The 11,274-nt window shown below is 70.2% G+C and carries 8 protein-coding genes and 3 tRNA genes; 7 read left to right on the forward strand and 4 right to left on the reverse strand.

What is annotated here, in order from left to right; translation table 11 throughout:
• Positions 1–40 precede the first annotated feature (40 nt).
• From ACIA8E_RS15045 to ACIA8E_RS15055, 3 genes are read left to right on the forward strand one after another with little or no spacing between them, the layout of a single operon-like run.
• The gene (locus tag ACIA8E_RS15045; RefSeq protein WP_399298068.1) at positions 41–391 is read left to right on the forward strand and encodes a hypothetical protein; all 351 of its coding nucleotides are present in this window, start codon (positions 41–43) and stop codon (positions 389–391) included.
• Between the two features lie 60 nt (positions 392–451).
• The gene (locus ACIA8E_RS15050) at positions 452–1,222 is read left to right on the forward strand and encodes a DsbA family protein (RefSeq protein WP_399298070.1); all 771 of its coding nucleotides are present in this window, start codon (positions 452–454) and stop codon (positions 1,220–1,222) included.
• The gene (locus ACIA8E_RS15055) at positions 1,219–2,067 is read left to right on the forward strand and encodes a cytochrome c biogenesis CcdA family protein (RefSeq protein WP_399298072.1); all 849 of its coding nucleotides are present in this window, start codon (positions 1,219–1,221) and stop codon (positions 2,065–2,067) included. Before ACIA8E_RS15050 ends, ACIA8E_RS15055 begins: the two co-directional genes overlap by 4 nt.
• 41 nt (positions 2,068–2,108) lie before the next feature.
• Here ACIA8E_RS15055 and ACIA8E_RS15060 read toward each other — a convergent pair.
• The 4 genes from ACIA8E_RS15060 to ACIA8E_RS15075 form a co-directional block, all read right to left on the reverse strand.
• Positions 2,109–2,182: transfer RNA gene (locus ACIA8E_RS15060), tRNA-Phe, on the reverse strand.
• Between the two features lie 22 nt (positions 2,183–2,204).
• A tRNA-Asp gene (locus ACIA8E_RS15065) sits at positions 2,205–2,279 on the reverse strand.
• A gap of 38 nt (positions 2,280–2,317) precedes the next feature.
• A tRNA-Glu gene (locus tag ACIA8E_RS15070) sits at positions 2,318–2,390 on the reverse strand.
• A gap of 170 nt (positions 2,391–2,560) precedes the next feature.
• Positions 2,561–4,141, reverse strand: a complete 1,581-nt coding sequence (locus ACIA8E_RS15075) for a metallophosphoesterase (RefSeq protein WP_399298074.1) — start codon at positions 4,139–4,141, stop codon at positions 2,561–2,563.
• A gap of 101 nt (positions 4,142–4,242) precedes the next feature.
• Here ACIA8E_RS15075 and ACIA8E_RS15080 point away from each other — a divergent pair, with 101 nt between their 5' ends.
• The 4 genes from ACIA8E_RS15080 to ACIA8E_RS15095 all read left to right on the forward strand — a co-directional run bounded on the left by ACIA8E_RS15080 (position 4,243) and on the right by ACIA8E_RS15095 (position 11,256).
• Positions 4,243–4,593 carry a metallopeptidase family protein gene (locus tag ACIA8E_RS15080; RefSeq protein WP_030929660.1) on the forward strand — a complete coding sequence of 117 codons (351 nt, stop codon included), beginning with the start codon at positions 4,243–4,245 and terminating at the stop codon, positions 4,591–4,593.
• A 178-nt stretch (positions 4,594–4,771) separates the two neighbouring features.
• A complete protein-coding gene (locus ACIA8E_RS15085) occupies positions 4,772–5,365 on the forward strand; it encodes a hypothetical protein (protein ID WP_399298076.1) in 594 nt (197 codons plus the stop codon).
• 210 nt (positions 5,366–5,575) lie between these two features.
• Complete coding sequence (locus tag ACIA8E_RS15090) at positions 5,576–7,879, forward strand: DEAD/DEAH box helicase (RefSeq protein ID WP_399298078.1); 2,304 nt, start codon at positions 5,576–5,578, stop codon at positions 7,877–7,879.
• Between the two features lie 260 nt (positions 7,880–8,139).
• Positions 8,140–11,256 (forward strand): FG-GAP-like repeat-containing protein, encoded by a 3,117-nt coding sequence (locus ACIA8E_RS15095; RefSeq protein ID WP_399298080.1) that lies wholly within the window; start codon positions 8,140–8,142, stop codon positions 11,254–11,256.
• The last annotated feature ends 18 nt before the right edge of the window (positions 11,257–11,274 follow it).

Here is an 11,274-nt window from a genome sequence, read left to right on the forward strand (position 1 = left end):
GGACAACCGATCTTCGTGCCTCAGTCGAAAGCTGGTCTCCGTGTCCCGTGCGCAGTGGTGCTGCCTGGCGGCAGTGCTCGCGGTCGTACTGGGGCTGTTCTGCAGGCCCGCGACCGCGGCGGACGGCGGGGCGCCGCAGGAATCCGCCGCGGTGGTCGCCTCGGCCGCCGACGGTCAGCAGGTGCCCGGGTGCGGCAGGACGCGCGACGGCATCGAGCCCGGCGCCCCGGTCCGGGCCCGCGCGGCGTACGGGCAGGTGCCCGGGCTCGCCGGGTGGGGGCTGCCGGCCGCCGGTGGACAGGGGCCGGCCGAGCCGCCCGCACGCGTCGGGTTGCGGGGCCCCGAGCCTGCCGCGCCCACCCCGGTGGAACTCTCCGTACTGCGGGTCTAGGCGTCCCTGCGTCACCCGGCCGTCCCCTCACCACCCCGCATCACGAGCACGGAGCTTGCCATGCCCACGCCTAAAATGCCCTCGCCGAAGCCGTCCCTCAGGAAGCCGCTGCTCTACGGCACCGGCGTCGTCCTCGCCGCGGCGTTGCTCGGCTACGCCTCCTACCGGGCCACCGCCCCCGACCACTCGGCTTCCGATTCCTCGTACGTCGCCGAGGTCACCGCCGACCCGGATGCCGGCGTCTACCCCGAGCTGGCGAAGCTCGCCCGCCGCGACCCCGGCGACAAGCTGGCGCAGGGCCGGGCGGACGCGCCCGTCGTCCTCATCGAGTACGCCGACTTCAAGTGCGGCTACTGCGGCAAGTTCGCCCGCGACACCGAATCCGCTCTGGTGAAGAAGTACGTCGGCAACGGCACCCTGCGCATCGAATGGCGCAACTTCCCGATCTTCGGCGCCGAGTCCGAGGCAGCCGCGCGCGCCGCCTGGGCCGCCGGACAGCAGGGCCGCTTCTGGCAGTTCCACGCCGCCGCGTACGCCGAAGGGGTCAAGGAGAAGGGCTTCGGCAAGGCCCGGCTGAAGGCCCTCGCCCGGCAGGCGGGGGTGGCGGACCTCGACCGGTTCGCCCGCGACGCCGACAGTTCCGCCGCGTCCGCCGCGGTGAGCAAGGACCAGGAGCAGGGATACGGGATCGGTGCCACCTCCACCCCGTCGTTCCTGATCAACGGCCGCCCGATCGCCGGCGCCCAGTCGATGGAGGTCTTCACCCAGGCAATCGACGCGGCGGCAGACCGGGCCAGGAACACCAAGGATGCCAAGGGCGCCGACAAGTGACCTCGGACATCGGCTACTTCGCCGCCCTGCTCGGCGGGCTGCTGGCTCTGGTCAGCCCGTGCAGCGCCCTGTTGCTGCCCGCCTTCTTCGCCTACTCCATCGACTCCGCCGCCAGGCTGCTGGCCCGTACCGGCATCTTCTACGCCGGTCTGGCCACCACCCTTGTGCCCCTCGGCGCCGCCGGTTCGTATGCCGGACGGCTCTTCTACAGCCACCGGGACCAGCTCGTCCTCGGCGCCGGCCGGCTGATCATCGTCCTCGGCGTGGCGCAGATCGTGGGCCTCGGCTTCGCCTCGCGCCGGATCGCCGCGCTCAGCGGCCGGATCAGGCCGACGACCGCCGTATCGGTCTACGCCCTCGGCGCCGTCTACGGCCTGGCCGGCTTCTGCGCCGGGCCGATCCTCGGCAGCGTCCTGACGGTGGCGGCGGTCAGCGGCAGCCCCGTCTACGGCGGACTGCTGCTCGCCGTCTACGCCCTTGGCATGGCCGTTCCGCTGTTTCTGCTCGCGCTGCTCTGGGAACGCTTCGACCTCGGTCGCCGGGCGTGGCTGCGCGGTCGGACCTTCCGGCTCGGCCGCTTCGAACTGCACACCACGACCCTGCTGTCGGGGCTGTTCTTCATCGGGCTCGGCGCGCTGTTCCTGGCCTACGACGGGACGACCGCGCTGCCCGGACTGCTGGATGTGGACGATTCGTTCGCCGTCGAACAGTGGGCCCGGCGCATCGGCGAGCAGGTGCCGGACGCGATCGCGCTGGTCACCGCGGTCGCGGTGGTGCTGCTGGTTCTCGGGGTACGGGCGTGGCGCCGCCGGGAGGTGAACTCCGCGCAGCGGGAAGAGGTCTGACACGACGAAGGCCCCATCCGGTGGACGGGGCCTTCGAGAGGTGGCTGGGGCCGGGATCGAACCGGCGACCTATCGCTTTTCAGGCGATCGCTCGTACCAACTGAGCTACCCAGCCACGCAGCGCTTACGAGCTGCAGCGGTCCTGACGGGATTTGAACCCGCGGCCTCCACCTTGACAGGGTGGCGAGCACTCCAAACTGCTCCACAGGACCAAGCTGTTGTGCGACTAAGTGTCGCACAAGGTGGTGCGTGCCCCCAACGGGATTCGAACCCGTGCTACCGCCTTGAAAGGGCGGCGTCCTGGGCCACTAGACGATGAGGGCAGAACTGCTACTTCTGCGTCTATCGCCCCCCGAAGAGGGACGTGAGAAGCATCTGACTCCGCTTCCCCTCAAGAGGTTCCGCTTCTTCTTCAACCTCTGGGGTCTCAGAACGGTCAGGCCCTGACCGGCGCCCTTGGGCACGTCGGAGACTGTACTACGGCGTTTCGGTGTCAGCCAAACCGAATAGGCGAAGGGGTCGCTCCGGGTTGGTTCCCCTCCGGCAGATGGCGGCTGACCTCGGCCGTTGTCAGGCCGAGCCCGCCGAGTGTGATCTCGTCCCAGGCCTGCAGACGGCGGGTCGTGCGGTCCAGATAGAGCACCGAGGCGCGCACCTTTTCCGGCTTCCTGTTCTGCAGGGCGCGCAGCCCGCCGCCGCCCGTGGAGCCTTCGACCTTGAGCCGGGTGCCGAATCTCATCAGCTCGTTCTGCCGGTGGTGCACATGGCCGGCGAGGACCAGCGGAACCGTGCCGTCCGTCTCGCGGGCCGCGTCCGGCTCGTGGGTGACGGCGATGTCGACCGGTGTGCCGGCCTGCTCCTGGCCGCGCAGCGCGGAGGCGAGCCGCATGCCCGCCAACCGCTCGGCCGCCGCGCCCTGGGCAGGCTGCGAGCGGTCCGGGGTGAACTGGGGGTCCCCCATGCCGGCCACCCGCAGCCCGCCGACATCCACCGCCCGCCCGTCGTCCAGCACGTGCACGTTCTTGAACCGCTCCAGATACATCTGGGTGATGCGCGAGTCGTGATTCCCGCGGACCCAGACGTAGGGCGCGCCGAGATCGCGGATCGGGTCGAGGAAGCCGTTCTCGACCGCGGAGCCGTGGTCCATCGTGTCGCCCGAGTCGATGATCACGTCGATGTCGTACTGCCGGACCAGCGAGCCGATGATCTGCCAGGACGCGGGGTTGAGGTGGATGTCGGAGACATGCAGGACACGGAGGGTGGCGGGGTCCGGCCGGTAGACGGGAAGCGTCGACGTGGCGTCGTACAACTTGGTCACATTGGTGACGAGCCGGGCCAGTTCACGCTGGTAGACGTCGAAGTCGGTGACGATCGAGCGGGCGTCACCGACCACCGAGGGAGCACTGGAGAGCAGCCCGGAGAACTTGGGCTCCAGCACGGACTTCGGGTTCCAGGTGGCGTACGCGCTGACGCCGGACGCGGCCAGGAGCGCCAGCGCGAGCCCGCCGGCGGCCAGGGCGCGGCGCGGGCGGCGGTAGACGGCGAGGCCGAGCGCGGTGGCGCCGGAGACGACGGCTGTGCAGGAGCGCAGAGCGAGATCGCGGGCGCCGGTGGAGACGTCCTCGGCGACCTCCTGCTGGAGGCCGGAGAGCCGTTCGGGGTGCTGGACCAGAGCCTCGGAGCGCACCGGGTCGAGGCGGTCGACATCGACGTCGAGACGGACCGGGGCTATGTGGGAGTCCAGCTCCAGGGCGCCGAGCGGGGCCACGTTGATCTTCGTGCCGCCGGTGAGGGAGGGGCGCAGGGTCATGGTGGTGTCCATGGGCCCGACGGGCGTACGGACACTGCCGACGATCAGCAGCCCCAGCCAGGCACCGAACACGACGACGGCGACCAGGCCCAGCGCCCGGGCACAGGGGTGCGGGGCGCTGCCCAGGGAGGGCGCGAGGGCGGGGGTGTTGCCGGGGGCGGCGGGACGGGAACGGTGGCGGCGCAGGGCGCGGGCCACCGCGTCGGCCGCTGCGGTCACTCCGGCCAGGACGGCTGCTGCTGCGCGGAACGGGTCGCGGGGCATTGGGCGCGTATGCCCGGGGAGCGGGGCGGCCATGCGGGACGAGGGTGGATGGGGCGCGGCCGCCGGGGGCCGCGCGGCCGGGGTTACGTGACAATGGCGGGGTGCTGGAGATGACGCGCGAAGAGTTCGAGGAACTGGTCGCCGAGGCCCTGGACCGCATTCCGCCGGAGCTGACGCGGCTGATGGACAACGTCGCGGTGTTCGTCGAGGACGAACCGGACCCCGGCGATCCGGAGCTGCTCGGGCTGTACGAGGGCACGCCGCTGACCGATCGCGGTGAGTGGTACGCCGGGGTGCTGCCGGACCGGATCACGATCTACCGGGGGCCGACGCTGCGGATGTGCGAGTCGCGCGAGGATGTGGTCGCCGAGACGGAAATCACGGTCGTCCACGAGATCGCCCACCATTTCGGCATCGACGACGAGCGGCTGCACGCGCTGGGTTACGGCTGAGCCGACGGGCGGACAGTGAGCGGCCGTTCGGGTCCGGCGGGGCGCAGGAGCGTCCGGGATCGGGGCTCGGGGCGTGTCCCTTGCGGGGGAAGGGGAGTTGGGCACAGCGCCCCCGCCCGTCCGTTCCCGCCCTGCTTCGCTCCCGCCCCGCTTCGCTCCCGCCCCGGAGGTGCCGTCCGTGCGCCAGTTGCCCGCCTTGTCCGTCCCTGTTCGATGGGCAGCCGTCACCGCAGTGACGATCGCCGCGTCCACCGGCTGCATGAGCGTCAGCGACGACGGGGGGAAGCCGGTCCCGTCGCAGTCGGCCCGGCCGAAGGGCTCGGTGAGTGAACCGGACGGTTCCACGGTGGCCGGTACGGGACGGGCCCGTTCCGGAAGCGATGCGGAGGCGCACTCCGACCGGGAGGCCCCCGAGTCGCCGGACCCGAGCGCCTCCGTGGGCGCCTCGGCCGGTCCCGGCGGCGGGCCGGCGGCCGTCGGGCCGAGTGGTCCGCTGCCGACGCGGGGAGGACACCTGCCGATGCCCTCGCCGCCGGGGTCCGGCGGGCCGCAGCAGCCGCCGGGGCCGTCGTCGGAGCCGTCGGGGCCTTCCGAACCGTCCGGGCCGGCCACTCCTGAGCCGTCGAGCACGCCCGATCCGGAGCCATCAGATCCGCTCCCGGGGCCGTCCGAGTCGCCGGCCGCGGAGCTCCGCAGCGACGCGATGAGCGTGCCGGACGGGCTGGAGGCCATGCGGACGCCCGAGGTGTCGCCGCAGGTGGGGCCGGTGTAGCGGGCGGTTCGGGGACGCGCGATTTGCGCAATGTGGGTGGGGGTGCGTATGGTAGTAGATCGTTTGATCCCATTGCCCGGCGCCGACACAGAAGAGCGCCGTGTGGCGCGTACTCTCCCTTGCCGTGGCTGGACCGCATTGAGGCGGTCGAAATTGCGAATCACGGAGTTATGGGCGCGTGCCGAGACTCCGGAAGGTTTCGCATTTCGCATGTCCAATTTCAGCTCTGACAACACCGTCATGCCCGAGAACGACGAGATTGTCACCGCAGCCGAGGCCGTAGTGGCCGAGGCCGCCGAGGTGTCCGAGTCGACCGAGACCGTCGACTCCACCGAGGCCACCACCGACAACGACACCACTTCCGCCGACGCCTCCGCCGATGCCGATGCCGAGGACGCCGAGCCGACCGTCACCTTCGGGGACCTGGGCCTGCCCGAGGGCATCGTCCGCAAGCTCGCGCAGAACGGCGTGACCGCGCCCTTCCCGATCCAGGCCGCGACCATTCCGGACGCCCTGGCCGGCAAGGACATCCTGGGCCGTGGCCGTACCGGCTCCGGCAAGACGCTCTCCTTCGGTCTGCCGACCCTGGCCACGCTGGCCGGCGGCCACACGGAGAAGAAGAAGCCCCGCGCGGTCATCCTCACCCCGACCCGTGAGCTCGCGATGCAGGTCGCGGACGCGCTGCAGCCTTACGGCGACGTGCTCGGCCTGAAGATGAAGGTCGTCTGCGGCGGTACGTCGATGGGCAACCAGATCTACGCGCTGGAGCGCGGTGTCGACGTCCTCGTCGCCACCCCGGGCCGGCTGCGCGACATCATCAACCGGGGCGCCTGCTCCCTGGAGAACGTCCAGGTCGCCGTCCTCGACGAGGCCGACCAGATGTCCGACCTGGGCTTCCTGCCCGAGGTCACCGAGCTGCTCGACCAGGTTCCGGTCGGCGGTCAGCGCATGCTCTTCTCCGCCACGATGGAGAACGAGATCGGCACGCTGGTCAAGCGCTACCTGAACAACCCGGTGAGCCACGAGGTCGACAGCGCCCAGGGCAACGTCACGACCATGTCGCACCACGTCCTCGTCGTGAAGCCGAAGGACAAGGCGCCGGTCACCTCCGCCATCGCCGCGCGCAAGGGCCGCACCATCATCTTCGTCCGTACCCAGCTGGGGGCGGACCGCATCGCCGAGCAGCTCATCGAGTCGGGCGTGAAGGCGGACGCGCTGCACGGCGGCATGACGCAGGGCGCCCGTACCCGCGTTCTCGAGGACTTCAAGAAGGGTTACGTCAACGCGCTCGTCGCGACCGACGTCGCCGCCCGCGGTATCCACGTCGACGGCATCGACCTGGTCCTGAACGTGGACCCGGCCGGTGACCACAAGGACTACCTGCACCGCTCGGGCCGTACCGCCCGGGCCGGCAAGTCCGGTGTCGTCGTCTCGCTGGCGCTGCCGCACCAGCGCCGCCAGATCTTCCGCCTGATGGAGGACGCGGGCGTCGACGCCTCCCGCCACATCGTGCAGGGCGCGGGTGTCTTCGAGCCGGAGGTCGCCGAGATCACCGGTGCCCGTTCGCTGACCGAGGTCCAGGCCGACTCCGCCAACAACGCCGCCAAGCAGGCGGAGCGCGAGGTCGCCGACCTGACCAAGCAGCTGGAGCGCGTCCAGCGCCGCGCCGGTGAGCTCCGCGAGGAGGCCGACCGTCTGGTCGCCCGTGCCGCGCGCGAGCGGGGCGACGACCCCGAGGCAGCAGTGGCCGAGGCAGCCGCCGAGGCGGAGGCCGCGATCGAGGCCGCCGTCTCCGTGCCGGAGCAGCCCGTAGCCCGCGACGACCGTCGCGACGACCGTGGCAACTTCGACCGCCGCGACAACCGCGGTGGCGACCGTCGTGACGACCGGGGCGGCGACCGCGGTGGGTACCGCGGTGGCGACCGTCGTGACGACCGCGGTGGTGACCGTGGTGGTTTCCAGCGTCGTGACGACCGTCCGTCCGGTGGCTTCCGCCGTGACAACGACCGTCCGTCCTTCAACCGCGACCGTCGTGACGACCGTGGTGGTGACCGTGGTGGTTTCCAGCGTCGGGACGACCGTCCGTCGGGCGGCTTCCGCCGTGACAACGACCGTCCGTCGTTCAACCGCGACAACGACCGTCCGTCGTTCAACCGCGACCGTCGTGACGACCGTGGTGGTGACCGTGGTGGTTTCCAGCGTCGTGACGACCGTCCGTCCGGTGGCTTCCGCCGTGACAACGACCGTCCGTCGTTCAACCGCGACAACGACCGCCCGTCCTTCAACCGCGACCGTCGTGACGACCGTCCGGCCGGTGGCTTCCGCTCCGGTGGCAGCGACCGTCCGTTCAACCGCGACCGTCGTGACGACCGCCCGGCCGGTGGCTTCCGCTCCGGTGGCAGCGACCGTCCGACCGGCCGCCGCGACGACCACCGTGGTGGCACGGGCACCGGCACCAACACCGGTTCCTTCGGCCGCCGCGACGACAAGCCGCGCTGGAAGCGCAACGGCTGACGTTCACGCGCAAGCTAAAAACAACTGAACAATTGATGAACCGAAAGCGGGTCCGCTCCTCAGGAGTTGGACCCGCTTTTGTTTTGAGTGAGCCGCTCTTATTTTCCCTTCCCTCGCAGGTGGAGCGGCTGTTAGCATCCGGCGACCTGCATGGGGGAGTGCGGCCGGGGGGCTCCGCTCGATTCATTCCTTTTACGGCACGCAGCCGTTGAATCCCTGTGCCGGGCATGCCTTTTCAGGCTTTTCGGGGAGGGACTCTTTTGGCGCACCATGCTTCTGTACGCTTCCGGACCGCCAAGCGCAGCCGCGCGACACTGGCTGCTCTCACCGTGCTCGCGGCCGGACTCGGGACGATGCCGGCGCACGCCGACGACCCGGTCACCGACATCACGATCCCGGCGACGATGCGCACGACACCGGGCTACGGCGCCGTTATGAGTGCCGGGGCCACGGGCTTCCTGCACCTCAGCACCACTCCGGACTACGGTCTGGACTGGACGACGTACGACGGGGTCACCCGCAGGGTCGAGGGCGGCGACGGCAAGGGGCCGTACTCCCCGATCGAGTATTACGGTGCCGACTCGGACATTGTGGCGCTGCCGCCCGACAGCGGCGTGGGAGACGTCGTTCTGCGGGACATGGCCAGTCGGATGTCGTCGACCGTCACCGTCCCCGCAGGCGAGCGGTACTACACGACGCTCGGGAACACCGTGGTCGCACACGGGGGCTTCGCCAACGACGGTTCCGGTTCATGGTCCGACACGCATCTGCTGCGCAACGAGAACGGCACCACGGTCGACCGGAAGGTGACCGGACTGCCGGAGGGCGCAACGTTCGTTCTCGGCGGGAAGGGGACCGCGCGGGGATTCCTCAGGGCCATCACGGAACCCGGCGCCACTACCCTGCAGTACGGCTGGGTGGATCTCGACACGGCGGAGTTCACTCTGCTGCCGCAGGGGTACTACGGCTCGCCCATGGTGACGGGCCGCCATATCGTTGTGCGTACGGTGACAGGCCTGCGTATCTACGAGCAGGGGAAGTTCGATGGTCCCGTGCGCGATCTGCCCGCCTCTTTCGTCGCCGAGAAGATTGTCGGTGTGGTCGGCGACTCGCTCATCGTCGGTCGGTACGACCCCGCATACGGCGCCAAGCGGCAGTTCGCCGCTCAGTGGCGCGTTTTCGCCCTCCCCTTCGACGGGTCGGCAGAACGTGAACTCGTGGCCCGAGCGGAGCTGGACCATCTGACGGTCCGGCCGGACGGGGGCCTGGTGATCATGGGTGGTTCGTCCGCTCTGGACTTCGGCTTCACCGCCATCACGGCGGACGGCACCGGTGAAGCGCACGCGGTGCCGCTTCATCCGATCGCGCCCGTGCCGATGACCACCCGGCGTCTGCTGATGGACAACGGACAGGTCAGCACGGTGGAGTACGGCGACGGTCGTACGGCTGTGTACGCGCGCGACCTCACCGCGGCGTCCCCGGGCTACGGTCCCCGGACCGACCGGGGCAGCCTTCAGAAGCCGTTGCAGAACTGCGGCAACACCACAGAGTCCTTCTGCCCCGAACTCGTCGCCACCGGGGACGGCCGGACCGTCTACCGGAGCGTCACCCCGGAGGAGGAAGGGACCCTCTCCGTGGTGGGCAAGGGCGGTGCGTTTCCCGGGACCCAGTGGAAGACGGGCTTCAGTGGCGCGTGGGACGAAGACGGTTACTACGGCACGGTCGTCCGCGCGGCGTCCGGGAACCTCGTGCTCGTCACCGGCACGCCGAGCGGCGGCGCGCGCGAGCTGCGTGTGATCGACATCAGCAACGGCGCGGTGGTGCGCAAGGAGCCGTTCGCAGTGAGCGCGCTCTGGGGCAACACCCTGTGGACGTCGTCCGGGACCGCCGTCGCGGGAAAGCTGGCCGTTACGGCCAAGGACGCACGCACGGGAGCGAAGCTGACGACCGCGACCGTGGGGTCCGGATGCACCTCGCCGACCGACCTCCAGGCCGTTGGCGAGTGGCTGTACTGGAAGTGCAACATCGCAGCCGCTCCGTACCAGGCCGCCGGTGCCTACAACCTGCGCACCCGCGCGAACACACCCCTCAAAGACATTGGTACGGCGCAACTCGGCAACGGGGTCGTCGTGACCAACGGTGCCCAGGCCACCCGCTACGACGTGCACAGCGGCACGGCCGTCGGGCAGCCGCTCGGTGGCGTGAACCCCGCGCTGGACCCCCGGACCGGTGACATCGCCGTGCAGTCGAACACCGGGATCCGTGTCCTGCGCGCCGGCCTGCCCGCCGCTTCCCTCACCTCGCCGTACAGCGTGGTGACGGCAACGGCCGACACGGACAGTACGCCCGTCGCCTGGCGCGGCGAATGGTGGCTGTCCGAGCCGGCGGCGTTGTGGATGGTCACGGTCCGGAACAAGGCCACCGGAAAGGTGGTGACCACCCGCGCCGGCGGAAACGCCGCCTACTCCGTCGCCACCTCGTGGGACGGGCACGCCAGCGGCGGTGGACTGCTGCCGAACGGCGCCTACACCTGGACGCTGACGGCGAAGCCCGCGGACGGTGCCGGAGCGGCGCTGACGAAGTCGGGCACGGTACAGGTGACGGGAGGCATCGCGGTGCCGCGGGACCACACCGGTGACGGCATCGGAGACGTACTGACCCTGAACTCCAAGGGCCAGTTCATCTTCCAGCGCGGCGACGGGACGGGGAAGCTCTCCGGGACGACCTCGGGCAGTGGCTGGTCGACGTCGGCGGTCGCGGTGCCGTTCGGGGACCTCAACGGTGATCGCTGCAACGACGTGCTGGTGCGCATGACGGACGGATCGCTGCGGGGCTACAAGCCCGCGTGCGGGAAGGCCGTGACGCCCACCACCTCCTACACGAAGCTCGGTACCGGCTTCCAGGCGTACAAGACCCTCACCACCGCCGGTGACCTGACCGGGGACGGCCGTGCGGATCTGCTCGGCTGGAAGACATCGACCGGCGACCTCTACCTCTTCGCGACGAAGAGCGACGGGACGATGGCGGCCGGGAAGAAGATCCGTTCCCACTGGACCTACACCAAGGTCATGGGGGTGGGCGATCTGAACGGCGACGGGTACGGCGACCTGCTGGCCAAGGACAAGTCGAACGAACTGTGGCGCTACAACGGCACGGCGTCGGGCCAGTTCAAGGAGCGGGTGCTGGTCTTCAAGGACTGGGGAGCCTCGTACAACGTCGTCGTCGGGGTGGGAGACATCACCGGTGACGGCAAGGCCGACCTCGTCGAGCGGGACGGCTCCGGCAATCTCTACCGCAACAACGGCGACGGCAAGGGAGCGTTCGGCGCGCGTACGAAGATCGCCACCGGGTGGCAGGGCTACAAGGGAATCTTCTGACCCGGATTCGGGTGAGGG

Source organism: Streptomyces sp. NPDC051664 (assembly GCF_044453545.1).
Taxonomy (GTDB): domain Bacteria; phylum Actinomycetota; class Actinomycetes; order Streptomycetales; family Streptomycetaceae; genus Streptomyces.

What these genes read in the sequence shown, in the direction of transcription:
- ACIA8E_RS15050 (WP_399298070.1), top strand. Translation starts at nt 452, where the DNA reads ATGCCCACGCCTAAAATGCCCTCGCCGAAGCCGTCCCTCAGGAAGCCG.
- ACIA8E_RS15075 (WP_399298074.1), bottom strand. Translation starts at nt 4,141, where the DNA reads ATGCCCCGCGACCCGTTCCGCGCAGCAGCAGCCGTCCTGGCCGGAGTG.
- ACIA8E_RS15090 (WP_399298078.1), top strand. Translation starts at nt 5,576, where the DNA reads ATGTCCAATTTCAGCTCTGACAACACCGTCATGCCCGAGAACGACGAG.